At 68.7% G+C, this 24,477-nt stretch carries 22 protein-coding genes; 9 read left to right on the top strand and 13 right to left on the bottom strand.

What is annotated here, in order from left to right; all coding sequences use genetic code 11:
• Positions 1-45 precede the first annotated feature (45 nt).
• Positions 46-1,287 (bottom strand): YbfB/YjiJ family MFS transporter, encoded by a 1,242-nt coding sequence (locus HH212_RS11230; protein ID WP_170202554.1) that lies wholly within the window; start codon positions 1,285-1,287, stop codon positions 46-48.
• 4 nt (positions 1,288-1,291) lie between these two features.
• Positions 1,292-3,304, bottom strand: a complete 2,013-nt coding sequence (locus HH212_RS11225; RefSeq protein WP_170202553.1) for an FAD/NAD(P)-binding protein — start codon at positions 3,302-3,304, stop codon at positions 1,292-1,294.
• Between the two features lie 254 nt (positions 3,305-3,558).
• Between HH212_RS11225 and HH212_RS11220 the strand changes: the two genes are divergently transcribed.
• The gene (locus HH212_RS11220) at positions 3,559-4,020 is read left to right on the top strand and encodes a cache domain-containing protein (protein ID WP_170202552.1); all 462 of its coding nucleotides are present in this window, start codon (positions 3,559-3,561) and stop codon (positions 4,018-4,020) included.
• A 39-nt stretch (positions 4,021-4,059) separates the two neighbouring features.
• Here the strand turns inward: HH212_RS11220 and HH212_RS11215 are convergent, their stop codons facing one another.
• Complete coding sequence (locus HH212_RS11215; protein WP_170202551.1) at positions 4,060-4,632, bottom strand: DNA-3-methyladenine glycosylase; 573 nt, start codon at positions 4,630-4,632, stop codon at positions 4,060-4,062.
• Positions 4,633-4,798: 166 nt separating this feature from the next.
• On the opposite strand from HH212_RS11215, the gene HH212_RS11210 reads away from it, so the two are divergent.
• Together HH212_RS11210 and HH212_RS11205 are read left to right on the top strand one after the other, a co-directional pair.
• The gene (locus HH212_RS11210) at positions 4,799-5,665 is read left to right on the top strand and encodes an HDOD domain-containing protein (protein WP_170202550.1); all 867 of its coding nucleotides are present in this window, start codon (positions 4,799-4,801) and stop codon (positions 5,663-5,665) included.
• A 74-nt stretch (positions 5,666-5,739) separates the two neighbouring features.
• Positions 5,740-6,957, top strand: coding sequence for a tetratricopeptide repeat protein (locus HH212_RS11205; RefSeq protein WP_229217671.1), 1,218 nt, complete (start codon positions 5,740-5,742; stop codon positions 6,955-6,957).
• Between the two features lie 170 nt (positions 6,958-7,127).
• Here the strand turns inward: HH212_RS11205 and infA are convergent, their stop codons facing one another.
• On the bottom strand, positions 7,128-7,391 hold the full coding sequence (gene infA, locus HH212_RS11200; protein ID WP_170202549.1) for a translation initiation factor IF-1: 264 nt from the start codon (positions 7,389-7,391) through the stop codon (positions 7,128-7,130).
• Positions 7,392-7,651: 260 nt separating this feature from the next.
• Here infA and HH212_RS11195 point away from each other — a divergent pair, with 260 nt between their 5' ends.
• Positions 7,652-8,215 carry a cysteine hydrolase family protein gene (locus tag HH212_RS11195; RefSeq protein ID WP_170202548.1) on the top strand — a complete coding sequence of 188 codons (564 nt, stop codon included), beginning with the start codon at positions 7,652-7,654 and terminating at the stop codon, positions 8,213-8,215.
• Here the strand turns inward: HH212_RS11195 and HH212_RS11190 are convergent.
• The 6 genes from HH212_RS11190 to HH212_RS11165 all read right to left on the bottom strand — a co-directional run bounded on the left by HH212_RS11190 (position 8,212) and on the right by HH212_RS11165 (position 16,369).
• Complete coding sequence (locus HH212_RS11190) at positions 8,212-8,754, bottom strand: DNA-deoxyinosine glycosylase (protein ID WP_170202547.1); 543 nt, start codon at positions 8,752-8,754, stop codon at positions 8,212-8,214. The genes HH212_RS11195 and HH212_RS11190 overlap by 4 nt on opposite strands.
• A 353-nt stretch (positions 8,755-9,107) precedes the next feature.
• The gene (locus HH212_RS11185; RefSeq protein WP_170202546.1) at positions 9,108-10,637 is read right to left on the bottom strand and encodes an efflux transporter outer membrane subunit; all 1,530 of its coding nucleotides are present in this window, start codon (positions 10,635-10,637) and stop codon (positions 9,108-9,110) included.
• Entirely contained in the window at positions 10,637-13,840 is a 3,204-nt protein-coding gene (locus HH212_RS11180; protein ID WP_170202545.1) for an efflux RND transporter permease subunit, read from the bottom strand. The genes HH212_RS11185 and HH212_RS11180 overlap by 1 nt, the downstream gene beginning before the upstream one ends.
• Before the next feature lie 12 nt (positions 13,841-13,852).
• Positions 13,853-15,070: an efflux RND transporter periplasmic adaptor subunit gene (locus HH212_RS11175; RefSeq protein WP_170202544.1), complete on the bottom strand. Its 1,218-nt coding sequence runs from the start codon at positions 15,068-15,070 to the stop codon at positions 13,853-13,855.
• Between the two features lie 229 nt (positions 15,071-15,299).
• Positions 15,300-16,178, bottom strand: coding sequence for an alpha/beta hydrolase (locus tag HH212_RS11170; protein ID WP_170202543.1), 879 nt, complete (start codon positions 16,176-16,178; stop codon positions 15,300-15,302).
• Complete coding sequence (locus HH212_RS11165; RefSeq protein ID WP_170202542.1) at positions 16,175-16,369, bottom strand: hypothetical protein; 195 nt, start codon at positions 16,367-16,369, stop codon at positions 16,175-16,177. Before HH212_RS11165 ends, HH212_RS11170 begins: the two co-directional genes overlap by 4 nt.
• A gap of 154 nt (positions 16,370-16,523) precedes the next feature.
• Between HH212_RS11165 and HH212_RS11160 the strand changes: the two genes are divergently transcribed.
• From HH212_RS11160 to HH212_RS11140, 5 genes are all read left to right on the top strand, one after another.
• Positions 16,524-17,510 (top strand): LysR family transcriptional regulator, encoded by a 987-nt coding sequence (locus HH212_RS11160; RefSeq protein ID WP_170202541.1) that lies wholly within the window; start codon positions 16,524-16,526, stop codon positions 17,508-17,510.
• Between the two features lie 58 nt (positions 17,511-17,568).
• Positions 17,569-18,006, top strand: coding sequence for an Mpo1 family 2-hydroxy fatty acid dioxygenase (locus HH212_RS11155; protein WP_170202540.1), 438 nt, complete (start codon positions 17,569-17,571; stop codon positions 18,004-18,006).
• Positions 18,007-18,165: 159 nt separating this feature from the next.
• Positions 18,166-18,621 (top strand): outer membrane lipoprotein, encoded by a 456-nt coding sequence (locus tag HH212_RS11150; protein ID WP_170202539.1) that lies wholly within the window; start codon positions 18,166-18,168, stop codon positions 18,619-18,621.
• A gap of 231 nt (positions 18,622-18,852) precedes the next feature.
• Entirely contained in the window at positions 18,853-19,800 is a 948-nt protein-coding gene (locus HH212_RS11145; RefSeq protein ID WP_170202538.1) for a DMT family transporter, read from the top strand.
• The gene (locus tag HH212_RS11140) at positions 19,797-20,324 is read left to right on the top strand and encodes a GNAT family N-acetyltransferase (RefSeq protein WP_170202537.1); all 528 of its coding nucleotides are present in this window, start codon (positions 19,797-19,799) and stop codon (positions 20,322-20,324) included. Before HH212_RS11145 ends, HH212_RS11140 begins: the two co-directional genes overlap by 4 nt.
• A 213-nt stretch (positions 20,325-20,537) precedes the next feature.
• Here the strand turns inward: HH212_RS11140 and HH212_RS27305 are convergent, their stop codons facing one another.
• The 3 genes from HH212_RS27305 to HH212_RS11125 form a co-directional block, all read right to left on the bottom strand.
• The gene (locus HH212_RS27305) at positions 20,538-22,322 is read right to left on the bottom strand and encodes an ABC transporter permease/substrate-binding protein (RefSeq protein ID WP_229217670.1); all 1,785 of its coding nucleotides are present in this window, start codon (positions 22,320-22,322) and stop codon (positions 20,538-20,540) included.
• 224 nt (positions 22,323-22,546) lie between these two features.
• A complete protein-coding gene (gene hutI, locus HH212_RS11130) occupies positions 22,547-23,812 on the bottom strand; it encodes an imidazolonepropionase (protein ID WP_170202536.1) in 1,266 nt (421 codons plus the stop codon).
• Positions 23,805-24,422: a HutD/Ves family protein gene (locus tag HH212_RS11125; protein WP_170202535.1), complete on the bottom strand. Its 618-nt coding sequence runs from the start codon at positions 24,420-24,422 to the stop codon at positions 23,805-23,807. The genes hutI and HH212_RS11125 overlap by 8 nt, the downstream gene beginning before the upstream one ends.
• Between the last annotated feature and the right edge of the window lie 55 nt (positions 24,423-24,477).

The following is a 24,477-nucleotide window of genomic DNA, read 5'->3' as shown; positions in this document are numbered from 1 at the left end:
GGCGCCATCCCGCGGCGCCGCTGCCTTGACGCTACCGCCCTTCCTTCACGCCACCACCGGCGCCAACTCCCCTTCCGGCACCTGCCTGCGCCGCCACGCGGCGATGGCGACGATGCACAGCGCCGACAGCGCCAGCGCGCCGGCGCTGATCCAGAACAGGATCGCATACGAGGCCCGTCCTTCCATCAACGCCGTCATCATGCTGGCGCCGCCGGCCTGGGCCAGCGAAAAGCACAGGTTCATCGCCATCCAGTTGCGGCGGTGGCGCGCCACGCCGCCGATCTCGAGGGCGTAGCTGGAAGCGGCGCCGACGATCCCCGGCGAGAAGAAGCCGACCAGCACCGACGATACCAGCAGGGCCGGGGCGCCGCTCGCCAGCAGCGGCAAGGCCACGCCGACTGCCTTCAGCGCGAAGCCGATCCCCAGCGTGCGCGCCAGGCCGAAGCGGTCGGCCAGCACGCCGGTGAGGTAGGGTCCGCAGGCGGCGCCGAGGCCGAAGCAGCCCCAGAAGAAGCCGGCGGCGGCCAGCGGCCGGTGCAGCTCGCGTGTGATGTAGTCGGCCCAGAACAGCGTGTGCGGGAGGTAGCCGACCGCGTTCAGTGTGTAGGCGAGGCACAGCAGCAGGATGGGTGCGGACCAGCCATGCCGGGAGCCGGTCGCATCGCCCTGGGACGCGGCCGGCGCGGCCGGCACGGACGCAGGCGCGGGCGCCGGCAGCCCGCCCCAGTAGCGCCAGGACGCGGCCGTCAGCAGCGCGCAGATGCCGCCCAGCCCCAGCCACGCCAGCGCCAGGCCGTGCGCGGCCAGCGCCGGCACCACGGTAGCGGCGGCGACGATGCCCAGGCCGACGCCCGAGAAGATCAGCCCGGCCACGCGGCCGCGCCGCGCCGCCGCCACGCGCGGCAGGATCAGCACCGGCGCCTGCACCATCAGGATCGCGCCGCAAGCCCCGGCCACCACGCGCCAGAACAGGAACCAGGGCATGCCGCCGCCGCGCCAGGCGCAGGCGAACAGGCTCAGTGCGCACAGCAGCATCGACCAGCGCACCTGCCGGCCCGGGGCGCAGCGCCCGGCCAGCACGGCCGCCACGCCGATGCCGAGCAGGTAGCCGGCCAGGTTGGCCGCGCCCAGGTGGCCCGCGGCGGCGCGCCCGAACCAGCCCTGCTGCACCAGCACCGGCAGGATCGCGGCGTACGCGAAGCGGGCCACGCCGACCCCGGTCAGCGTGGCCGCCATGCCGCACAGGCCGGGAACCGCCCCGGCCGCACGATTGCGCCATCCGCCCATGGATTCAGGCCGCGGCCAGGTCGTTGGCGGGCAGCGGGGCGCCGGCCTGCTGCGGCCAGGCGTCGAACGCGCAGGCCGGCGCCGCGGGCCCGGCGGCGAGCGCCGGCGCCGGCCCGTCCATGGCCGGCAGCGCCTCGTCCTGGCGGTCGCGCTGCGCGATCGCTTCCATCATGCGCCCGACCGCGCGGCCGGCATCGACCATGGTGGTCGAGTTCGCGCCCGGACGGGGCAGCACGAAGGTGTAGAACTTGCAGCCTTCGACCAGGGTGCCGAGTGCCCACAGGGTGTCCTGCACGGCGCTGTCGGCGCCGACCACGTTCATGTTGCGGTCGACCGTGATCCCGCCCGGATGGAAGGCGCCGTTCATGAACGGCTTGACGATGCCGCGCTTGACCATCTTGCGCATCAGCGGCGAGCGGTCTTCCAGCGGCCCCGGCAGCGAGGCGCGCGCGCGCACCAGCACGTTGGCCTGCTCGCTGCCGCCCCAGTGGTCGCGCACCACGAAGCAGCCGGCGTCCTCGTCGTACACGCCGCGCGCGCCGGGGCCGAAGTCGGCGCTGACCACGCCGGCGTCCATCAGCGCCAGCAGTTGCTGGATGCGTTCCTTCGGCGGTCCCACCGCCAGCCGGTTCATGATCGGCAGGAATTCGCCCAGCAGCCAGCGGTGCGACTCTTCGGTCAGGCCGGCGAAGTCGATCGCGCTGCGGATCACGTCGCGCACGTCGCGCAGCACGTCGCAGGCCGACTTCACCGGGCTGTTCAGGTTGCCGAGCAGGGCCTGCTCGACGTCGCGCCACAGGTAGCCGCGCAGCCAGTCGTCGTACTGGCGCCGGCTCTGCAGCGCGCGCGCCGGGACCGGGTTGACCATCGCCTCCCACGACAGCTGGTCGCGGCGCGGCACGCGCTTGTCGATCAGGGTCTGGCGCGCCGCGGCGCTGTCGGCGGCCAGGAACTCGTTGCTGAACACCAGCGCGGTGAGCCGGTCGTGGCGCTGGTGCAGGTAGGAGAAGTAGTAGGCGAACTGCATGTCGCACAGCAGCAGCGGCATGATCTGCCGCTGGAAATCGAGCTGGCCGCCGGGCGTCGCGGCGCGCAGTTCCTCGACCTTGGCCAGGGTCAGGAACTTGGCCTTGTACTGGCCGAACACGCCCTTCTGGTTGGCCGCGCGCGCCGTCAGCGGCAGCCCGGAGCGCGCATACAGCAGGATGCGCGGCTCCTTGCCCGAGGGACGGTAGCGCAGGCGCCCGGCCGGCTCCGTCTTCCCGCACGGCTCGAACGCGCCGCCGCGCGCGCTGGTCAGCTGGGCCAGCAGGTCGAAGGTGGTCAGGCCGATGCCTTCGATCGCCACCGTGTCGCGCTCGGTCACGCCCGACACCGCGTTGCGGATCGGGTAGGGTTCGAGCACCAGCTGCAGGCGCGGATTGCGCATGCGCCCCGCTTCCACCTTGCTCATCAGCTCGCGCTCGCGTTCGGTGGGCACCTTGCGCGCGTGGCCGGTGGTCAGGAACACGAAGTCGGCGAGGTAGCCCTGGCCGTCGTACGACACCTGCCAGCCGCCGCCCTTCCATTCGAGGTCTTCGACCGTCGAAAAATTGTGCAGGTAGATCGTCACGTGCGGCGGCGCCAGCTTCTTCACGTAATCGAAGCACCAGCGCAGGTAGTCGCCGAACAGGGCGCGCGAATAATAGCCGTTGCGGTCGATGTCGACGCGGCCCGCGGGCGCGTCCGGCGCGCTGCCGCTCTTGCTGCTGAGCCAGTCGGCAAACGCGGGACCGTACAGCAGCGGACCGCCGCCGCGCACCGTATCGTCGGAAAACTGGGTCATCTGGCACGCCACGGTATTGACCAGCAAGTGCGATCCCTGATCGGTCGTGTGGCAGCCTGGACCGAATTCCTTGCCGTCGAAAATATACAGCTCGAGCGGCGAGGCGCTCGTATCGTTCCTGGCATAGGCGATGATCCGATCGAACACGGACAGGCCGCGCGGACCCAATCCGATAATTGCAATCTTGTGCATGGTTACCTCATGTTGGCGTGACGGGGGACGCGAGCGGGACACCCGCGGGAGAGACACTGAAAATGCGCAATCAATGGTAGGTACATGTGAAACAATGCAATTGCGATCACGCAATTTCAGCGGCACCGCACCAATACTCACAAATTGTTGCTTGCGCGTTCGCAGAGGGTCAGGCCTTTGCGCTCAAACAAAGGCTGTAAAGCACATGTGTTTACAGTTCCTTTAGTCAACAATTTTTACGAGGAAACTAAACCATGAACCGCTTACGACACACCGTCCTGTTGCTGGCCACGGCCGGCGCCTGCACGTTCGCCTTCGCATCCGTCAACGATCCGACCGACAAGGACGCCATCGCCCTGGTCGAAAAGGGCGCCGCCTTCATGAAGGCCAAGGGCAAGGATGAAATGATCAAGCAGATCAATGCCAAGAACCCGGACTACGTCGAGGGTCCGCTCTACCTGGTAATGCGCGACAACAAGGGGGTCGTGCTGGCCAATCCGGTCAATCCGGCGATGGTCGGCAAGGATCTGCTGGACGTGCCCGACGTCGACGGCAAGCTGTTCCGCCGCGAAATCCTGGACGTGGCCAAGACCAAGGGCAAGGGCTGGGTCGACTACAAGTTCAAGAACCCGGCCAACGGCAAGGTCGAAGCGAAGACCTCGTACATCTACAAGGTCGGCGACGTCACGCTGGAAGCCGGCATCTACAAGAAGTAGGCGCTACGAGAAATAAACGCGACAAGACGTGCGCGATCGTCACTTGAACGGCTTGCTGACGTAGCGCGAATGCTTCAGGCCGAAGCGCCACGGCACGTCGACCGCCTTCGAGATGCCGATGCGCGGTCCGGTCACCACCTCGATGTCCTCCGGCGCGGCCGCCAGCTCGAACGGCGGCTGCGCCAGCGGATGCCCGTTCAGGGCCCGCGTCACCCCGAGCGCCTGGCACAGCTTGCCGGGTCCGGAACACAGCAGCCATTCATCATCGGTGGCGCGCCTTTCCCGCATCGTCTGCAGACCGGCCACGGGTTCCAGCGCGCGGATCAAGACCCCGGCGCCATGCCCCGCTTCCCGGCACACGAAATTCAGGCACCAGTGGATGCCGTAGGAACGGTACACGTACGCGTGCGCCGGTGCGCCGAACATCGCGATGTTGCGCTCGCTCGGTCCGGAAAAGCTGTGCGAGGCCGGATCCTCGCCGTCGTACGCCTCGGTTTCGACGATGCGCCCGCCGATGCCGTCCACCAGCACGGTCATGCCGATCATCCGGCGGGCGACGACATGGGATGGCGCCGAAAAATCGATGCCGGCAAGGATGGAAGAAGAAGACATGTATGCATCCTACAACAGCCGTACCCGACGGGCCGCACGCCCGGCGCAGCCCGTGCAGCTTGGTGCGTGACGTGAAGTCGATGTACCGGCGCAACTATCACGCCGCCGCAGTTAGTGCTACACTCTGTCGATATTTCCTTACGGCATCATTCTTTCTCTTTCATCCATGAGCACAGCATCCGTCCTGGCGCGCCCCGGCGCCGAGGATCCGGTCGACGCCTTGATCAAGTCGATCCGTATTCCACCGCGTCCCAGCCTGCTGGCGGACCTGCAGCGTGAACTGGCATCGAGCGACCCGAGCCCGGACGCCATCGGCCGCATCGTCGCCAGCGACGTCGGCATGTCGGGCGCCCTGCTGAAGCTGGCCAATTCGTCGATCTACGGCGGGCGGCGCCAGGCCAAGTCGATCGAGCAGGCGATCCTGTTCCTCGGCATCAACCAGGTCGCCGCGCTGATGACCGGCCTGCTGGCGCGCCAGGCGATTCCCGCCGACAGCGAAGCGCTGGCCAGCTTCTGGGACGTGTCGACCCGGCGCGCCCAGGCGATGGTGTACCTGTCGCGCCGCCTGCGCATCGGCGAAGCCGACGTGGCCCACACCTTCGGCCTGTTCTGCGACACCGGCGTGCCGTTGCTGATGAACCGCTTCCTCGACTACCGCGCCACCTACGCCGCCGCCTCGCTCGACGCCGAACATTCGTTCACCGCGCTGGAGGACGCGCGCCACAGCACCAACCACGCCGCCGTCGGCTGCCTGCTGGCGCGCAACTGGGGCTTGTCCGGCGACCTCGGCTGGGCCATCCTCCAGCACCACGATTTCACGGTGCTGGACGATGCCAGCAGCCCCTCGACGGTGCGCTCGCTGGTGGCGCTGGCACTACTGGCGGAAAACGCCATCTGCAAGTACCAGGGCCACGGCGAATCGCCCGAATGGCACAAGGGCGGCGCGCGCGCCCTGGCCTACCTCGGCCTGTCCGACGAGGAAACCGCCGAGCTGTTCGACGAACTGTTGGAAGCGTTCCACGGCGACGATTGAGGTTTTGACTTCCCTCGCGCGGCGGCCGATACTCGTAGCGGCGGCCCGCTGCCGGCGCCGCCGAGGGAGGAATCATGCGATGGCTGCCGCCGCCTTTGTCGTCGATGACCGCGCCGGCGCGCCTGATCCTCGTGCTGGCGCCGTTCCTGTTCGCCGGATGCGCCGCCCTGCCCGCGCGCGATACCGCGCCGCCGCCCGGCCTGTTCGCCGACGCCGGCTTCGCCCCTCCCTCGGCGCCAGTCGGCGCCGCCGGCCTGTTCGCCGTCAGCCCCGCCATGCGGGCCTACCTGCGCAGCCCCGCCTTTGCCGCGCACCTGCGCGCCAGGGGCCTGCAGCGCGGCCTGATCGACGCGCTGTACAGCAAACGCGACCTGAAGCTCGACTATGAAGCGAGCGTCACCGGGACTGCGGCCGAGACCTATGCGGCGCGTTCCGGCAACTGCCTGTCGCTGGTGATCATGACCGCCGCCTTCGCCAGGGAACTGGGCATGACGGCGCGCTTCCAGCAGGTGATCGTGGAAGACGCCTGGACGCGCCAGGGCGGCCTGTACCTGGCCTCCTCGCACGTCAACGTCGCCCTCGGCCGGCGCATGCGCAGTGCCTACGACCCCGACGCCGAGCGCGAACTGCTGGTCGATTTCCTGCCGCCGCCGGACGCCGCGCGCCTGCGCGTGCGCCAGCTGGAGGAAAACGATATCGTGTCCCTGTACATGAACAACCGCGCCGCCGAAGCCCTGGTGGCAGGCCGCCTCGACGACGCCTACTGGTGGGCGCGGGCGGCGGTGCTGGCCAATCCGCTCGAGGCGACCGCCTACAATACCCTCGGCGTGGTCTACCAGCGCAGCGCCCGCCCGGCGCTGGCCGAAACGGCCTACCGCGCGGCGCTGGAACGCGCGCCGGACAGCGTTGCGACACTGCAGAACCTCGGCCCGCTGCTGGCCCAGCGCGGCCGCCCCGACGAGGCGCGCGCGCTGGCCGAGCGGCTGGCGCGCCTGCAGCCGGCGCCGCCCTACTTCTACTTCCACCAGGGCGTGGCCGCCTTCCGGCGCGGCGAGTTTATCAGCGCGCGCGACCTGTTCCGGCGCGAGGTCGAGCGCGCCGGCTACAACGACGAATTCCATTACTGGCTGGGACTGGCGCACCTGCGCCTGGGCGAGGACAGCCAGGCGCGCGCACAGCTGGCGCAGGCGTTCGACACCAGCACCCGCGCCGAGCGGCGCGCGCTGTATGCAGCCGAACTGGCGCAGCTGCGCCGGCCGGGTACTGCCGCCGCGATCTCCGAGCGCCAATGACAAAGGGCCAGCTTCCTCGCGAAAGCCGGCCCTGGATATCGTCGCCCCCGCGAAGGCGGGGGCCCATACTGCGCAACCGAACCCGATATGCTGGAATCGATTGGAATACTTCAAAAATAACAGCTTTGGATATTCAGCATGGGTCCCCGTCTGCACGGGGACGACGCGATTTAGCGCCGGCGCTGGCGCGCCGCCGACGGCATCGGCGCCCCGCGCGTTTCCAGGTGACGGAAGGTGATCCGCCCCTTGTTCAAGTCATACGGCGACATCTCCAGCGTCACGCGGTCGCCGGCGATGATGCGGATGTGGTTCTTCTTCATCCGCCCGGACGTGTACGCCACCAGCTGGTGGCCATTCTCCAGATCCACGCGAAAGCGCATCTCCGGCAACACTTCGGTGACCTTGCCCTGCATTTCGATCAGCTCTTCTTTCATTTCATTGTCCTTTACGATATGGGCAGCGGCCAAGCTTTTCCGGTAGCGACGAGGACGGCAACGGCGCCGCCAACGCAACCGCGCATGCCGCGCTGCCATCGACGCAGGGTCAGTCAAAATCGGGAAAAAAGGACGGCGCCAGCTGCATGTGGCGCCGTACGAACTTGGGGATAGATCCGATATGGGGACGTTGCGCCAGAATAAAAGGGGTGCCTGCAAGGGGTTATGATGAACCTTCCGACAACGCCCGCGCCGCCATCATGCCCATATCGCCCGCCGCCGCCCTGATCATCATCGACATGCAGAACTGCATGGCCAACCCCGCCGCCGGCCAGCGCAACAATCCGGACGCCGAACGCCGCATCGCCGACCTGCTGACCGCCTGGCGCCGCACCGAAGCCCCGATCGTCCACGTACGCCACATCTCGCGCTCGCCGCGCTCGCTGTTCGCCCCGGGCCAGCGCGGCGCGGCGTTCCAGGACGCCTTCCTGCCGCTGGACGGCGAACACGTCGTCGAAAAGAACGTGCCCGACTGCTTCATCCACTCCGGCCTGGAGCGCTGGCTGCACGTGCGCGGCATCGGGCGCCTGGTCATGGTCGGCGTCAGCACCAACAACTCGGTGGAAGCCAGCGCGCGCACGGCCGGCAATCTCGGCTTCGAGGTGCGCGTGGTGAGCGACGCCACCTTCGCCTTCGCCAAGCCGGACTACGCGGGCACGCCGCGCAGCGCGGACGAGGTCCACCTGATGGCGCTCGCCAACCTGGACGGCGAGTACGCGACCGTGGTCGACAGCGCCGCCGTCCTGGCTTGCCTGGACGACTAGCGCAACAGATCCATCTGCACCTCGTCCTGCGCGGCCGCCGCCGGATCGACCAGCGCGCGCCAGCGTGCCAGCTTCTGCTCGAAGCCGAGCGCCATGTGCGCCGGCGAGGACGACGGCAGCACCACAGTGTGATAGCCGTGCCGGGCGAACTGCGGCGCGAACTTGCCCGAGGCCTGCCCATTGAAGCCGACCGTTTCCAGTTGCGGACACAGGTGGCGCAGGCGCTCGAAGTCGTTGGCGGCCGGCTTGCGGATGGCGGCATCGAGGCTGCCCTCGCGCTCGCAGGCGGCCAGCACGTCCCACAGGCCGATGCGGTGCGCCAGCAGGCGCGGCAGGCGCTTGGCGTAGGGCAGCGCATACAGGTCCTCGCCGACCAGCGAGCCGACCAGTTTCCAGAACTGGTTCCTTGGATGGGCGTAGTACTGCCGGGCGGCGAGCGAGGCGGCGCCGGGGAAGCTGCCCAGGATCAGGACACGGGTATCAAAGCCGATGACGGGAGCGAGGCCGGTGAGCAGCGGGGGTTGTACGGATGTTGGCATGCAGCGATTTTAGCGCCGGGTCTGGTGGGATGGCGGACGCATGGCAGCGGCTTCATGACGGCCACCTGCCCGTCGTTCCCGCGCAGGCGGGAACCTATACTTACTTCCAAAAATCGATATCCCGGATTTTCCGGGAGCTTTAAATGTCGTGGCTTCAGTGGCTCAGCATGGATCCCCGCCTGCGCGGGGACGACGTGCTAGCTGAGCTCGCCAAAGGTAGCGATTGCCATGCTCGCATGCCCCTTGTCATCCGCAAGCACGCAAAAAAACGGCGACATGCTCGCGCATGCCGCCGCAAAGGGCATCACCGGTATCGGCAAGCGCCGGAGACTCGTTCTACACCCGGTTCAGTTTCAATTGCGCGCCTGCGCCGTCTCGTCGGTGCGCATGGCAGCACCGTCCCAGCCGCCGCCCAGCGCGCGGATCAGCTCCACCGTGGTGACGGCGCGCTCGCCGCGCAGCTGCACCGCGCCGCGTTCCACCGCGGCCTGGTTGCGCTGGGCGTCCAGCAGTTCCAGGTAGCTGCCGCGGCCGGCGTCGTACAGCTTTTGCGCCAGGTCCGCCGAACGGCGCGCCGACACCACCGCGGCGTCGAGTTCGGCGCCCTGCCCGGCCAGGATGCGCAGGCCGGCCAGGTTGTCCTCGACCTCGGAGAACGCCGCCAGCACGCTCTGGCGATACGACGCCACCGCCTCGTCCAGCGCGGCTTCGCTGCGCACCACGTTGTTGCGGTTGCGGCCGCCGTCGATCAGCGGCATCGACAGGGCCGCGCCCAGCAGCCAGGAACGGCTGCTCCACTTGAACACGTCGGCGAACGCGCCGCCCACGCCGCCGCCGTCGGCGCTGATGTTCAGGGCCGGGAACATGGCCGCGCGCGCCACGCCGATGCGGGCGTTGGCCGCCTCCATCGTGCGCTGGGCGCCGGCGATGTCGGGCCGGCGTTCCAGCAGCGCGGACGGCAGGCCGGCCGGGATCGCGGGCAGCACGCCGTCCGCGGCCATGGGCCTGGCCGGCGCGCCGAAACTCGATGCCGGCTTGCCCAGCAAGACCGCCAGCGCGTGTTCGGCATTCGTGCGCTGGCGCTGCAAGCCGATCGCCTCGGCGCGCGCAGTGGAGAGTTCCGTCCTGGCGCGCGCCAGGTCGAATTCGCCGATGTCGCCCAGTTCGAAGCGGCGCCCGGTCACGCGCACGCTTTCCTCGCGCAGCTGGACGGTGCGGTCGAGCGTGGCCAGTTCGGCGTCGAGCGCACGCAAACGGAACCAGGTCTGGGCCACGTCGGCCTGCAATGACAGCAGCACCGAGCGGTAGGTCGCCTCCACCGTGCCGGCGTCCAGGCGCGCCGCCGCCACGTTGGCGGACACCCGTCCGAACAGGTCGACCTCGTAGCTGGCCGACAGCCGCGCCGAATAGGTGGTGGCGGGCGCCGCCTGCGTCCCCGGCGGCAGCGCGGCTTCCAGCGGCGACAGGCGCGCGCGCTGGGCGCCGATGCCCACGCCGACCTGCGGGATGCGGTCCGCTTCGGCGATGCCGGCGATCGCCCGCGCCTGCTTGACGCGCGTGGCGGCGACGGCCAGGTTCTGGTTGTTGGCGCTGGCCTCGGCGACCAGCGCGTCCAGTTCGGCGTCGTGGAACACGCGCCACCATTCGCCGCGCGGCTGGGCTTCGGCCGGTTGCCCGACCTTCCAGGTGGTGCCGTCGGCGGCGCGGCGCACCGCGCCGGCATCGCCAGCCACCGCAGCCGCATCGCGGGCGTTTTCCTTGAACGCGGCCGGCACGCTGACGGCCGGCTGCCTGAACTCGGGTGCCGCGCACGCGGTCAACAACAGCGCCGCCACAAGTGGGATCAACTTCGGGGCCACGCCCCGTGCCATCATGGTTTTCATCAGTGGTTTCCTTCCAATGCGGGCGCCTGGTCGGCAGGCAGCGCGGCTTCGGCGTGTTTGTGGCCGGGACGCTCGAAACGCTTGGCCAGCGTGCGCAGCAACACGTAGAACACCGGCGTCAGGAACAGGCCGAAGAAGGTCACGCCCAGCATGCCGGCGAACACCGCCACGCCCATCGCGTGGCGCATCTCGGCGCCGGCGCCATGCGAGAACACCAGCGGCACCACGCCCATGATGAAGGCTATCGAGGTCATCAGGATCGGACGCAGGCGCAGGCGGCAGGCTTCCAGCGCGGCGGCGACGATGCTGCGGCCGTGGTGTTCCAGCTCGACCGCGAATTCCACGATCAGGATCGCGTTCTTCGACGCCAGTCCCACCAGCACGAACAGCGCGATCTGCGTGAACACGTTGTTGTCGCCGCCGGTCAGCTTGACGCCAAGCAGCGCGCACAGGATCGACATCGGCACGATCAGGATCACCGCCAGCGGCAACGTCCAGCTTTCGTACTGGGCGGCCAGCACCAGGAACACCAGCAGCACGCACAGCGGGAACACGTAGATCATGGTGTTACCCGACAGGATGTCCTGGTAGGTCAGATCGGTCCACTCGTAGGCGATCCCCTTCGGCAGCACTTCGCGCGCGATTTCCTCCATCGCCGCCTGCGCCTGGCCCGACGACACGCCCGGGGCCGGGCCGCCGTTCATCTCGGCGGCGACGTAGTTGTTGTAGCGCTGCACGCGGTCCGGGCCGTAGGCATCCTTGATCGTCATGATCGAGGACAGCGGGATCATCTCGCCCTTGTCGTTGCGCACCTTCAGCTGGGCGATCTGTTCGCGCTGCGAACGGAACGGCGCGTCGGCCTGCACCCGCACCTGGTAGGTGCGGCCGAACTGGTTGAAATCGTTGACGTACAGCGAACCCAGGTTGATCTGCAGCGTCTGGTTGATCTCCGCCAGCGGCACGCTCAGCTGCTTGGCCTTTACGCGATCAACGTCGGCGAACAGCTGCGGCACGTTGATCTGGTAGCCCGAGAACACGCCGGCCAGCCGTTTATCGGTCGCGGCCTTGGCCATGAAGGCCTGCACCGCCTTGTTCAACTCGTCGTAGCCGAGGTTGCCGCGGTCCTCGATCATCATCTTGAAGCCGCCGGTGGTGCCCAGGCCGTTGACCGGCGGCGGCGGCAGCACCATCACGAAGGCGTCCTCGATGGCGGCGCCCATGCGCTTGTTGATCTCGCCGGCGATGGCTTCGGCGCTCTGGTCTTTGCCGCGGCGCTGGTCGAACGGCTTCAGGCTGACGAAGGCGATGCCGGCGTTGGGCGCGTTGGTAAAGCCGTTGATCGACAGGCCCGGGAAGGCGATCGACGATTCCACGCCCGGGATGCCGCGCGCCACGTCCGACATCTTGCGGATCACGGCGTCGGTGCGGTCGAGCGAGGCGGCATCGGGCAGTTGGGCGAAGCCGATCAGGTAAGCCTTGTCCTGGGCCGGCACGAAGCCCGGCGGCACCGCCTTGAACATGAAGACGGCGGCAATCGCCAGCAAGGCGTACACGCCCAGCGACGCGCTCTTGCGCTTCAGGACGCCCTGCACGCCGGCCTCGTACTTGTGCGCGGAACGGTTGAAGAAGCGATTGAAACCCCTGAAGAAGCGGCCGAACACGGCGTCCATGCCGCGCGTCAGCCAGTCCTTCTTGGCGCCGTGCGGCTGCAGCAGCACGGCCGACAGCGCCGGCGCCAGCGTCAGCGACAGGAAGGCCGAGATCACGGTCGAGATGGCGATGGTCAGCGCGAACTGGCGGTAGAACTGGCCGGTCAGGGCGGACACGAACGCGATCGGCACGAACACGGCGCACAGCACCAGCGCGATGGCGACGATCGGACCGGACACTTCCTTCATCGCCTGCACGGTGGCATCGTGCGGATTCAGGCCGTTCTCGATGTTGCGCTCGACGTTTTCCACCACCACGATGGCGTCGTCGACCACGATGCCGATCGCCAGCACCAGGCCGAACAGCGACAGCGTGTTGATCGAGAAGCCGAAGGCGAGCATCACCGCGAAGGTGCCGACCACCGACACCGGCACCGCCAGCAGCGGAATCACGGAAGCGCGCCAGGTCTGCAGGAACACGATCACGACGATGGCCACCAGCACGATCGCCTCGATCAGCGTGTGCAGCACCGAGTCGATCGACTCGCGCACGAACTGGGTCGGATCGTACACGATGCTGTAGGTCATCCCCTGCGGGAAGTCCTTCGACAGTTCTTCCATCTTGGCGCGCACGTCGGTCGACAGTTGCAGCGCGTTCGCGGTCGGCGACTGGAACAACGGGATCGCCACCGCCGACTTGTTGTCCAGCAGCGAGCGCAGCGCATACGAATTGGAACCCATCTCCAGGCGCGCCACGTCCTTCAGCAGCGTGACGGCGCCGTCCGGGTTGGTCTTGACCACGATGTTGCCGAACTCCTCGACGCTGGCCAGGCGGCCCTGCGTGTTCACGGTCAGCTGGAAGTCGGCGTCCTTGGACGGCCCCTGGCCGACCACGCCGGCCGCCACCTGCACGTTCTGCTCGCGGATGGCGTTGACGACGTCGGTCGCGGTCAGGTTGCGTCCGGCCACCTTTTGCGGATCGAGCCAGACGCGCATCGCGTAGTCGCCCGAGCCGAACAGCTGGACGTCGCCCATGCCGTTGATGCGTGCCAGCTGGTCCTTCACGTTCAGGGTCGCGTAGTTGCGCAGGTACAGGTCGTCGTAGCGGCCGTCCGGTGAGTTCAGGTGCACCACCATCGTGATGTTGGGCGAACTCTTGACGGTCGTGACGCCGATCTGGCGCACCTCTTCCGGCAGGCGCGGCAGCGCGCGCTGGACGCGGTTCTGGACCGCGGTCTCGGCCTGCTCGACGTTGGTGCCGATCTTGAAGGTCACGGTCAGCTGCAGCGCGCCGTCCGAGGTATTCTGCGAGGTCATGTAGAGCATGCCCTCGACGCCGATGATCTCCTGCTCGATCGGTGTGGCGACCGTCTCGGCGATGACTTTCGGATTGGCGCCCGGGTACTGGGCGCGCACCACGATCGACGGCGGCACCACCTCGGGGTATTCCGAGATCGGCAGCTGGAAGATCGAGATCAGGCCCGCCACGAACACGATGACGGACAGGACCGCCGCGAAGATCGGCTTGTCGACGAAAAAGCGTGAAACGTTCATGGTCGTCGCTCCTTATTCGGCCATGGCGAGCTGCGCGCCCTTGGCGGCGCCGCTGGCGCTGGTCGCCACCATCGGCACGGTCTGCGCCGTGATCGGCGCGCCCGGGCGCACCCGCTGCAGGCCGTTGACGACGATCTTCTCGCCCGGCTTGAGGCCGCTGCGCACCACGCGCAGGCCGTCGACCACAGGGCCCAGGGTGACGGCGCGGTACTCGGCCTTGCCGTCCTTGTCGACCACGAACACGAACTTGCGGCTCTGGTCGGTGCCGACGGCGCGGTCGGTAACGAGCAGCGCGTTCTTCATGTCGCCGCCGCCGATCTGCACGCGCGCGAACAGGCCCGGCGCCATGGCGCGGTCCTTGTTGTCGAAGGTGGCGCGCATGCGCACGCTGCCGGTGCGGTTGTCGAGCTGGTTGTCGACGAATTCCAGCTTGCCCTCGTGCGGGAAGCCCGGTTCGCCGGCCAGGCCGACGTGCACGGCGACGCCGCGGCCGGCATGCGCATCCTTGCTGACGCGCAGGTAGGTTTCTTCGTCGCCGTCGAAGCTGGCGTAGATGCGGTCCAGCGACACCACCGAGGTCAGCACGGCGGAGGCGTCGACCAGGTTGCCGAGCGTGATCTCGGCCTTGGACACGCGGCCGTCGATCGGCGAGGTGACGCGGGTGTAATCCAGGTTAAGGCGCGCGGTGGCGGCCTGCGCATCGGCGGCGCGCGCGTTGGCGTCCAGTTCCTTCTGGCCGGCGGCGCGCTCGTCGTATTCGCGCTGGGCGATCGCCTTGTCGCCCAGCAGGCGCTCGGCGCGGGTCAGTTCCAGCTTGGCCAGTTCGGCTTTTGCGCGTGCGGACTTGGCCGACGCTTCGGCGCGGTCGTATTCGGCCTGGTAGGGGCGCTGGTCGATCACGAACAGCAGGTCGCCCTTCTTGACCTCGGCGCCCGGCTTGAAGTGGACCGCGGTGATGAAGCCGGACACGCGCGGACGGATCTCGACGCGCTCGACCGCTTCCAGGCGGCCCGAGAATTCCTGGGTTTCCGCGATCTGTTTTTCGACCACGGTGGCGGCCGAGACCGGCGGGCCGGCCTGGGCCTGGGTCTGCGCCTGCGCTGCTTCGGCCTTGCCGGTGGCGTCCGAGCAGGCGGACAAGGTGGCCGCCAGGGCGGCCGCCATGCCGGCGGCTGCCAGCGCCTTCGTCAGCGGTCGCAATGCCGCCCTGGGTTGTCGATTCGAGTTCATGATGCCCTCCGTTCCAGATGGATTTTTAGTGATTTATTGGTAACTTCTTAAATTGCAGACGACAGCGGTCCCTTCCGGGCTTTTGCAAGGAAAAGACAGGTCTCCGGCACCGCTGCGCGGCGCCTTTTATGGTTATGGGTATGGCGGCGCCCAGCGCCGGGATGGCGGCGCTGCGGCGCAGGATCGGTACTGCTGCGGCTCGCTGCCGCTCATGGCTACACGGGGGACGTCAACAGCGTGCAGGCTTGGCCTGCGCCGCGAGTCCGTCGATGAAATCGGTGATCTCGTCCAGTACCTGGACCTGGCACGCGCACTCGTTGCGCGCATTCGGTTCCTGCAGGCGCGCCGGCGACATGCGCCGCACGGTGGTGGGCACGCCCGCATCGGTCAGTTTCTTGCCATAGGCTTCGGCCTCGTCGCGCAAGGGGTCGTCCTCGGCCGACAGGATCAGCGCCGGCGGGAGATTCTTCAGGCGGCTCGATTGCAGCGGCGACGCGTACGGATGGCTGCGGTCGGCCGGATGCAGGTAGCCGCGGTAGGCGGCCGCGCACTCGTTGACGACCTTGGCGCTGTCGACGCAGTTCGGCATTTCGCGCATCGAGCAGGTCGACAGGCCGGGGTCCAGCATCGGCATGATCAGGATCTGGCCGGCGATCTTCGGCGCGGCGCGGTCGCGCGCCATCAGCGAGCAGACGGCCGCCAGGTTGGCGCCGGCCTCGATGCCGGCCACCACCATGCGCTTGCCGCTCCAGCCGAGTTTCGCCTTGTGCTGCCTGGCCCACATCAGTACCGCGTGGGCATCCTCGACCGCCGCCGGAAACGGTTTTACTTGCGCCAGCGTATAGGTGGAGGCCAGCACCACCGGGCACGGGCCGGCGCCGGCCAGGCGGCGCAAAAAGGTGTCGGAGTGGTCCAGGTCGCCGTCCACGAAGCCGCCGCCGTGGAAGAATACGATCAGCAAATCGCACTTGGCGCCGCTGCCGCCTTGGTACAGGCGCGCCGCCAGCGGCCCCTCGAAGCCGCCGGCTTCCAGGTTGCGCACCGCGGGCGCCGACGTCGCGTACGGGCCGGCCCCGGCCTGCGGCGGCAGGTCCTGGCGCGCGCTCATGCGCCCACCTCGGTGGACGGCACCGTCGTCGGCGCCGCTTGCTGCGACACAGCATGGAACAGGGCCTGGTAGCCGCGCGCCTCGGCGGCGGCGGCGTGGTCATAAGCGCCGGTCGCCACCATGCCGCTCATGGCCGCCACTGCGGCCACCAGGCCGAGCGCCGTCGCGATGCGATCGAGATGCCATTTCATGATCCACTCCTGTTCCGATTGTTGTCGATGTGCTTTCGGCCCCGCTGGGGCAGCGACCGTACCGACACTATAAACTTGAACTAAAATCAGATAAATAGTGCGATTACGAATGGATTATTCAGATTCCTGAACAATCGCCATTCCGAGGATCAATATGAACAAGCTGCAAGCGATGGAAGTCTTTGTCCAGGTGGTCGATGCCGGCAGTTTTACACGCGCCGCCGAGACGTTGCAATTGCCCAAGGCCACTGTGTCGACGCTGATCCAGTCACTGGAAAGTGCGCTGTCGGCCAAGCTGCTGCACCGCACCACGCGCCAGGTGACGGTGACCACCGACGGCGCCGCCTATTACGAACGCTGCCTGCGCATCCTGTCCGACGTGCGCGACGCCGAGGAATCGCTGTCGCGCACCCGCCTGTCCCCCAGCGGACGCCTGCGCGTGGACGTGCCGACCGGCCTGGCGACCGAGGTGCTGGTACCGGCGCTGCCGGCCTTTTTCGAACGCTATCCGGACATCATGCTGGAACTGGGCAGCGGCGACCGCCCGGTCGACCTGGTCGAGGAAGGCGTCGACTGCGCGGTGCGCGGCGGCGAATTGTTCGACACCAGCCTGATCGCGCGGCGCGTCGGCGTGATCAACTTCGTCACCGCGGCCTCGCCCGGCTACCTGGCACGCCACGGCGTGCCGCACCACCCGCGCGACCTCGAGCGCCACCGCTGCGTGAACTATTTTTCGGCCAAGTCCGGGCGCACGCTCGACTGGGATTTCGTGCGCGGCGACGACAAGATCACGGTGCCGCTGCACGGCGTGATCGCGCTGAACGATTCGGTCGCCTACGTGCAGGCCGGCGTGGCCGGCCTGGGCGTCGTCCAGATGACCGACTACCTCATGATGGAACACGTGCGCGCCGGGCGCATGGTGCAGGTGCTGCCCGACTGGACCAGCGAGCCGCTGCCGGTGCACGTGGTATACCCGCAGAACCGTCACCTGTCCGCCAAGGTGCGCGTGTTCGTCGAATGGGTGTCCGACCTGTTCGCCGCGCACCCGTACATGCAGATCGGCGCGCTGCCGCGGCTGGCGGCGATGACGGCCACGCCGGGCGAGGCCTCGCGCGAAGCGGCGGCGGCCGTGACGATATGAGGCAGAGTGTAGAATCGCCGCAACGCCGCAACGCCGCACCCAATCCACAGGAGACGCCATGTCCCGGCCGCGCCCCATCGACCTGCTGCTCGCGCAGTACGCGCACAGCCACCGCCATCCGACCAACGAGCTGATCCATATGGTATGCGTGCCGCCGATCGTGCTGTCGCTGCTGGGCATCCTGTGGAGCGTGCACCCGCTGGCCGCCGTGGCCGCCTGCGGCGCCGCGCTCGCGTATTACTGGAAGCTGTCCCGGCCATTCGCGCTCGGCATGCTGGGGATGAGCCTGGCGATGCTGCTCCTGCTGGCGCTGATGCCGCCGATGACGGTACTGCCGCTGTCGGTCGCGGTGTTCTTCCTGGCCTGGACCGGGCAATTCATCGGCCACAAGATCGAAGGCAGGAAGCCCTCCTTTCTCGACGACGTGCGCTTCCTGCTGGTCGGGCCGCTGTTCGTGCTGGGGTTCCTGTACCGGCGGCTGCGCCTCGCTTATTGAACCCGCGCCGGTTGCCGCGGCGCAGCGCGGCTAGGCTCGGCGAAGGCAAGGTGGCCATGGGACGCATGCCGGCGCTTGCGACCTTGAACATGGCGGGTTCGCAACCATATTGTTCCAACAAGCGGCGGCTTGGCCGCGCGCACTCGACCGGAGCAGACCATGAAACTCGCCACCACCGCCATCGCCATCACCCTCGCCGGCGTGCTCGCCGGCTGCGCCACCCAGGAGCCTTCGGGCAGCGTGTACAACAGCTACCAGACCATGAACGAACAAGTGGTGCGCATGGGCACGGTGGAATCCGTACGTAACGTCACCATAGCCAATCCGGACAGCGGCGCCGGCACCGTGGGCGGCGCCGCGCTCGGCGGCCTGGCCGGTTCCCAGGTCGGCGGCGGCAACGGCTCGGCCGCGGTCGGCATCCTGGGCGCCATCGCCGGCGGCGTGCTCGGCAACCGCATCGAGAACAATGCCAACCACCGCCCCGGCTACGAGATCACCGTGCGCCTCGACAGCGGCGAATTGCGCGCCGTGACGCAGCTGGCGGACGAGGCCTTCAAGCCGGGCGAGCGGGTGCGCTTGTTGAGCAATGGGTATAACACGCGGATTACGCACTGAGCGTAGCCGTCCGCATTAAGCGTAGCCGTCGTCCCCGCGCAGGCGGGGACCCATGCCGAGTATCCAGAATCACTTAAGTCACGGCGTCCAGATCATTCAACTGGAACGAATTCCGATCCGACGTATGGGTCCCCGCCAAGGGGGCCGCCGAGGCCGGGGACGACGGTATTTGCGCTGATGGTCATCATCCGATAGTTTCAACCGCCACGGGAAAGCACGTATACTTCCCGCATGCCCTCCTCCCTCCTGTTCGTCATCATCACCCTGATCTGGGGTTCCACCTTCTGGGCCATCACCTTGCAGCTGGGCGAGATCGCGCCCGCCGTCTCGGTGGTGTACCGCTTCGTCCTGGCCTCGGCCACGCTGTTCGCCTGGTGTCTGTTGCGCGGTAACCGGCTGTGGCTGCCGTGGCGGGTGCAGCGCTGGACGCTGCTGCAGGGCTTCTTCACCTTCGGCCTGTCCTACGTCTGCACCTATAACGCCGAACAGTTCGTGGTCTCGGCGCTAGTGGCGGTGCTGTTCGCGCTGATGGTGTTCTGGACCCCGGTGTGTGCGCGCCTGGCGCTCGGCACGCCGATTCCGCGCCGTACCTGGAGCGCCGGCGCGGCGGCGATCGCCGGCATCGTGCTGCTGTTCTGGCATGCGATCGGCGCGGCGCTGCACGATATCGGGCACGGCGGCGCCGGCGGCCAGGGCCACTTCCTGCTCGGACTGGTGCTGGGCGTGGTCGCCTCGTTTGCCAGCTCGGCCGGCAGCGTGGTGGTGGCCAAGGTGCGCGCCGAGTCGAGCAACCTGATGCTGACCACCGGCTGGTCGATGTTGTGGGGCGCGCTGATGGTCGCCGTCTATTGCCTGGCGAGCGGCCAGGCATTCGCCGTTCCGCGTGCGCCCAGCTACGTGTTCGGCCTGCTGTACCTGTCGATCTTCGGCTCGGTGGCCGCCTTCATCTGCTACTTCACGCTGATCAACCGCATCGGCTCCAACAAGGCCGTGTACGTCACCGTGATCACGCCGGTGATCTCGGTGCTGCTGTCGATCCGCCTCGAACACTACCGCCCCGGTCCGGCCGAATGGCTGGGCATGGCGGTGTGCCTGGGCAGCGTGGCCTGGGCGCTGCGCGCGCCGGCCGCCCAGCCGGCGCCCTCCATCCAATTGAACAACGCAATCGAAACGCCATGAACACGCACACCGCAACCGCTTCCGGCAGCAGCGACGCCGCCCTGTCCACCTTCGCGATTCGTCCGGCCACGCCGGCCGACGTCGCCCACATCCACGCCATGATCGTCGAACTGGCGGTGTTCGAAAAGCTCGAGCACATGGTGGTCGCCACCGAGGCACTGCTGCACGAAGGCCTGTTCGGCGCCCGTCCCGGCTGCGAAGCCATCGTCGGCGAGGCCGACGGCGAAGTCGTCGCCTTCGCGCTGTTCTTCCACAACTTCTCGACCTTCCTCACCAGGCGCGGCCTGTACCTGGAAGACCTGTACGTGCGCCAGTCCCAGCGCGGCAAGGGTTACGGCAAGGGCATGCTGGCGCACCTGGCGCGCATCGCGGTGCAACGCGGCTGCGGCCGTTTCGAATGGTCGGTACTGGACTGGAACACGCCCGCCATCGATTTCTACAAGGCGATGGGCGCCGAGATCCTGCCGGACTGGCGCATCTGCCGCGTCACCGGTGCGCCGCTGACGGCATTGGCCGAAGTGTAAACCGCCTGCTCCACAAGAAAAAACCCACGGGCCGCTCGCAGCGCCGTGGGTGAACCCATGCATGGATGGGGAGGGGAGACTTGAATCCAACGAGGTTCAATATATGCCTCTCCTCCGGCCGCACGGCGGTTCCTTACAAATGCTTACCTCGGTAACAGCTCGAAAGAAACTGTCAATGTTTGGCCCGTGAATGCGTTGACGGCGCCGATCCGCTTACCGGCGAGCGCGCCGGCGTTCCAGCCAACGCTCGCACAAATCGAAGCCGGCCTGGGTCAGCAGCGCCAACAAGGCAGCGGGAATGGCGCCCGCCAGCAGCATGTCGTTGTCGTTCAGCGCCAGCCCGGTGGTGATGCGCTCGCCGAAGCCGCCGGCGCCGATGAAGGCGGCGATGGTGGCGGTGCCGACGCTCATCACGGCCGCCGTCTTGACGCCGGCCAGGATCACCGGCGCCGCCAGCGGCAATTCCACCGCCACCAGCGCCTGCCGCCGCGTCAGTCCCAGCGCCAGCGCCGCGGTGCGCAGGCCGGGCGGCACCTGCAGCAGGCCGGTGCAGGTATTGCGCACGATCGGCAGCAGCGCGTAGGCGCACAGCGCCACCAGCGCCGGCACCGTGCCGATGCGGCCGAGCAGCGGAATCAGGATCGCCAGCAGCGCCAGCGAGGGCACGGTCTGCAGCACCCCGGCCAGCGCCAGCACCGCCTGGCGCAGGCGCGGCGCCAGCGCCGCCACGATCCCGAGCGGAATGCCGAGCGCGCAGCCGAGCAGCACCGCCAGCGTCACCAGTAGCAGGTGCTGGCGCGCCAGCGTCGTGAAGCCGTTGCCGAAGGTCTTGGCCCACAGGCCGTCGCGTTGCGGTTTGGCGTCGGCGCCGATGCCGGCGCCGGTATCGGCGCCGTGCGTAGGGTGGACGGCTGCGCCGTCCACGCGTGCACGCGGCGCCGATGCGCCGGCGGCATCGGGTGCGGCGACGGCGGAGGGCGCGCCGGTGCGGCAATGCGACTTCCCGTTGGACGCGTGGACGGCGGAGCCGTCCACCCTACCCTTGGCGGTAGTCGCCGATGACGCCGCGCCAGCGGCATCGGCGGAACGGCACGCCAACCACGCACGGGCGATCGACGCAAATCCCTGGCCGTCGAGTTCCGCAGCGGCGTTCATGGCGATCATGGCACCGGCGTCGATGCTGCCTTCCAGCCCGGCGATCGCGCGCCAGGCCTGCGGAAAACGCTGCGGCAGGTCGAGGCGGTACAGCAGCACCGCGTCGTAGCGCGGAAAATAGGCCTTGTCGTCGTCCAGCACGCGCAGGCCGTACTGGCGGATCTTGGCGTCGGTCGAATAGATGTCGATGGCGTCGACCTGGCGCCGCGCCAGCGCCTCGTAGGCGATGCCGTGCTCCAGGCCGCGCGGCTGCTGCGGCAAGCCGTAGCGGCGCGCCAGGCCGGGCCAGCCGTCGGCGCGTCCCAGGAATTCGTGCGACAGCCCGATGCGCAGGTCGGGACGCCGCGCCAGGTCGGACAGGCGCGTGACCGCACCGGCGCCGGCGGCTGGCGCGCCGGCCGCCGGGCCGCCACCCGAAGCATCGTTTGCCTTGTCGCCCCGGACCGCCAGCGCATAGCCGTTGGAAAAGCCGAGCGGCACCGCCACGCCCAGGCCCAGCGGCCGCAGCGCCGCGCGCATCCGCTCCATCGAAGTCGGCTGCGGATTCTTGAGGATCTCGAGGTCGATGGTGCCGAGGTATTCCGGGTAGACGTCGATCGCGCCCGAGCGCAGCGCGGCCAGCACGATGGCGGTGTTGCCCAGGCCCTGGCGGTGCTCGACCGGGCCTGCGGAGGCGGCAGTCTGCGCCAGGATCTCGCCCAGGATGTACGACTCGGTGAAGCGCTTGGAGCCGACGTGCAGGACGTTATCGGATGGTGCGGCGCTGGGCGCGGCGGCGGCCGGCGCCAGGGCTGCGTACAGGAAGCCGGCGCAGGCCAGCGCCAGCAGGATCAGTCTCTGCATAGGTTTCCATCGATAAGGAGGCCGGCCCGGGAGGGCAGCGACGTGGATGAGCGGTCGACCGCCAGCATACCCGATCGCGCCCGCCGGGCCAGGCCGGATGGCCGGGTACGTGAGCATGGGTCCCCGCCAAGGGGGCCGCCGAGGCCGGGGACGACGCATACCTGGCCGTCCCTGCGGGCAGCGGTGCAGGCTGCGAACGACGAGTCAGCTGCCGCGGACAGCATTCATGCCGCGAGCTCGACCTGCGGCAGGCGCAGCACGCCGCCGTTGACGACCGCGCGGCACGGCCGGGCGCCGATGGCGTAGGCCAGGTCGGCCGGGCGGGCGATGTCCCACAGCGCCAGGTCGGCGCGTTTGCCGGGTTCCAGCGTGCCGATGTCGGAGCGCCCCAGGGCGCGCGCGGCGTGCGCGGTGCAGCCCAGCAGCGCCTCCAGCGGCGTCAGGCGCCACAGCGTGCAGGCCAGGTTCATCGCCAGCAGCAGCGAAGTCAAGGGCGAGGTGCCGGGGTTGCAATCGGTGGCCACGGCCAGCGGCACGCCGGCCCGGCGCAGCGCGTCCAAGGGCGGCATGCGCTGCTCGCGCAGGAAATAATAGGCGCCCGGCAGCAGCACCGCCACCGTGCCGGCGCGCGCCATGGCCGCGACGCCCTCTGGCGACAGGTATTCCAGGTGGTCGGCCGACAGGCCGCCGTACTGCGCCACCAGTGCCGCCCCGCCCTGGTCGGACAGCTGCTCGGCATGCAGCTTGACCGGCAGGCCATGGCAGCGCGCGGCGTCGAGCACGCGCGCCGTCTGCGCATGGCTGAAACCGATACGCTCGCAAAAGGCGTCGACCGCGTCGACCAGGCCCGCGGCGGCCAGCGCCGGCAGCATGCGTTCGCACACCTCGTCGATGTAGTCGTCGGCGCGCCCGGCGAATTCGGGCGGCAGCGCGTGCGCGCCGAGGAAGGTGGTGCAGACCTGCACCGGCAACACGTCGCCGATGCGGCGCGCCACGCGCAGCATCCGGGCTTCGTCTTCCAGCGCCAGGCCGTAGCCGGACTTGATCTCGAGCGTGGTCACGCCCTCGGCCAGCAGCGCCAGCACGCGCGGCGCGCTCTGGCGCAGCAGCTCGTCGTCGGAGGCGGCGCGGGTGGCGCGCACGGTGGACAGGATGCCGCCGCCGCGCCGGGCGATGTCTTCGTAGGTCGCGCCGTTCAGGCGCGCCTCCCACTCGTCGCTACGGTTGCCGGCGTGGACGATGTGGGTATGGCAGTCGACCAGCCCCGGCGTCATCCAGGCGCCGCCGCAATCGTGTTCGACGCAGGCGCGCGGGGCGTCGCGGCGCGCGCCGAGCCAGGCGATGCGGCCGCCGCGCAGCGCCAGCGCGGCGTCGTCGATCTCGCCGTAGCCGCCGGCCATGGTGGCCAGGCGCACGTTGGTGAACAGCAGGTCGCAGGGCGCCGCGCCGCCGGTATCGGCAACGGCAGCGGCGGCCCCGCCCTCATTCATAGTAGCCGTCCTCGTCCTCGAGGTCGTCCTCGTCGTCGTAGTAATGGATGTCGACGATGAAGATCATGCCCTGCCCCGCGTCCAGCTTCCAGGTGGTGCCCTGGTCGAGCACGATGGCGTCGTAGCGCACCATGGCGATGCGCTGCTCGTCGCTGCGCAGTTCCAGGCTGTCGCCCTCGGCCAGGAACAGCACGGTGACCGGGGCGCGTGCGACAAAGCCCGAGGGGCCGTCCAGGCGGCGGCGGCCGAACTGGTGGTAGCAGCGGTCGGTGCGCGTCATGACGTTGAAGTCGGTGCTCGGTCCGCGGTTCAGCTTGGCCACCACGCGCGCTTCGCCTTCGAAGGCGGCGACCGGATCGGCCGCCGACAACAGCGTCGGCTCGCCGTCGATGTCGAGCGTGACGCCGTGGCCGTCGACCAGCGCCAGCGTGCGCTCGACGCCGTGGAACACCGAGAACGGCCCATCGGCCGCGATGCTGGCCAGGCTGACGCGCCAGTCGAACTCGTCGAAGCCGGCGTCCGGCGGAAATACGGCGATCTCGGTGGTGCTGCCGGCGCCGTTCTTCCACGGCACCGGGGACAAGCCTGTAAACGGAATCAGCGTGGACATGGCATACCTCATGAAGCGGGACGTGCCGCCATGATGACACATCGTCACGGCATCG

Source organism: Massilia forsythiae, assembly GCF_012849555.1.
Taxonomy (GTDB): domain Bacteria; phylum Pseudomonadota; class Gammaproteobacteria; order Burkholderiales; family Burkholderiaceae_D; genus Telluria; species Telluria forsythiae.
This window is presented reverse-complemented; position numbering and strand designations above follow the sequence as displayed.

What these genes read in the sequence shown, in the direction of transcription:
- HH212_RS11230 (WP_170202554.1), bottom strand. Translation starts at nt 1,287, where the DNA reads ATGGGCGGATGGCGCAATCGTGCGGCCGGGGCGGTTCCCGGCCTGTGC.
- HH212_RS11225 (WP_170202553.1), bottom strand. Translation starts at nt 3,304, where the DNA reads ATGCACAAGATTGCAATTATCGGATTGGGTCCGCGCGGCCTGTCCGTG.
- HH212_RS11220 (WP_170202552.1), top strand. Translation starts at nt 3,559, where the DNA reads ATGAACCGCTTACGACACACCGTCCTGTTGCTGGCCACGGCCGGCGCC.
- HH212_RS11215 (WP_170202551.1), bottom strand. Translation starts at nt 4,632, where the DNA reads ATGTCTTCTTCTTCCATCCTTGCCGGCATCGATTTTTCGGCGCCATCC.
- HH212_RS11210 (WP_170202550.1), top strand. Translation starts at nt 4,799, where the DNA reads ATGAGCACAGCATCCGTCCTGGCGCGCCCCGGCGCCGAGGATCCGGTC.
- HH212_RS11205 (WP_229217671.1), top strand. Translation starts at nt 5,740, where the DNA reads ATGCGATGGCTGCCGCCGCCTTTGTCGTCGATGACCGCGCCGGCGCGC.
- infA (WP_170202549.1), bottom strand. Translation starts at nt 7,391, where the DNA reads ATGAAAGAAGAGCTGATCGAAATGCAGGGCAAGGTCACCGAAGTGTTG.
- HH212_RS11195 (WP_170202548.1), top strand. Translation starts at nt 7,652, where the DNA reads ATGCCCATATCGCCCGCCGCCGCCCTGATCATCATCGACATGCAGAAC.
- HH212_RS11190 (WP_170202547.1), bottom strand. Translation starts at nt 8,754, where the DNA reads ATGCCAACATCCGTACAACCCCCGCTGCTCACCGGCCTCGCTCCCGTC.
- HH212_RS11185 (WP_170202546.1), bottom strand. Translation starts at nt 10,637, where the DNA reads ATGAAAACCATGATGGCACGGGGCGTGGCCCCGAAGTTGATCCCACTT.
- HH212_RS11180 (WP_170202545.1), bottom strand. Translation starts at nt 13,840, where the DNA reads ATGAACGTTTCACGCTTTTTCGTCGACAAGCCGATCTTCGCGGCGGTC.
- HH212_RS11175 (WP_170202544.1), bottom strand. Translation starts at nt 15,070, where the DNA reads ATGAACTCGAATCGACAACCCAGGGCGGCATTGCGACCGCTGACGAAG.
- HH212_RS11170 (WP_170202543.1), bottom strand. Translation starts at nt 16,178, where the DNA reads ATGAGCGCGCGCCAGGACCTGCCGCCGCAGGCCGGGGCCGGCCCGTAC.
- HH212_RS11165 (WP_170202542.1), bottom strand. Translation starts at nt 16,369, where the DNA reads ATGAAATGGCATCTCGATCGCATCGCGACGGCGCTCGGCCTGGTGGCC.
- HH212_RS11160 (WP_170202541.1), top strand. Translation starts at nt 16,524, where the DNA reads ATGAACAAGCTGCAAGCGATGGAAGTCTTTGTCCAGGTGGTCGATGCC.
- HH212_RS11155 (WP_170202540.1), top strand. Translation starts at nt 17,569, where the DNA reads ATGTCCCGGCCGCGCCCCATCGACCTGCTGCTCGCGCAGTACGCGCAC.
- HH212_RS11150 (WP_170202539.1), top strand. Translation starts at nt 18,166, where the DNA reads ATGAAACTCGCCACCACCGCCATCGCCATCACCCTCGCCGGCGTGCTC.
- HH212_RS11145 (WP_170202538.1), top strand. Translation starts at nt 18,853, where the DNA reads ATGCCCTCCTCCCTCCTGTTCGTCATCATCACCCTGATCTGGGGTTCC.
- HH212_RS11140 (WP_170202537.1), top strand. Translation starts at nt 19,797, where the DNA reads ATGAACACGCACACCGCAACCGCTTCCGGCAGCAGCGACGCCGCCCTG.
- HH212_RS27305 (WP_229217670.1), bottom strand. Translation starts at nt 22,322, where the DNA reads ATGCAGAGACTGATCCTGCTGGCGCTGGCCTGCGCCGGCTTCCTGTAC.
- hutI (WP_170202536.1), bottom strand. Translation starts at nt 23,812, where the DNA reads ATGAATGAGGGCGGGGCCGCCGCTGCCGTTGCCGATACCGGCGGCGCG.
- HH212_RS11125 (WP_170202535.1), bottom strand. Translation starts at nt 24,422, where the DNA reads ATGTCCACGCTGATTCCGTTTACAGGCTTGTCCCCGGTGCCGTGGAAG.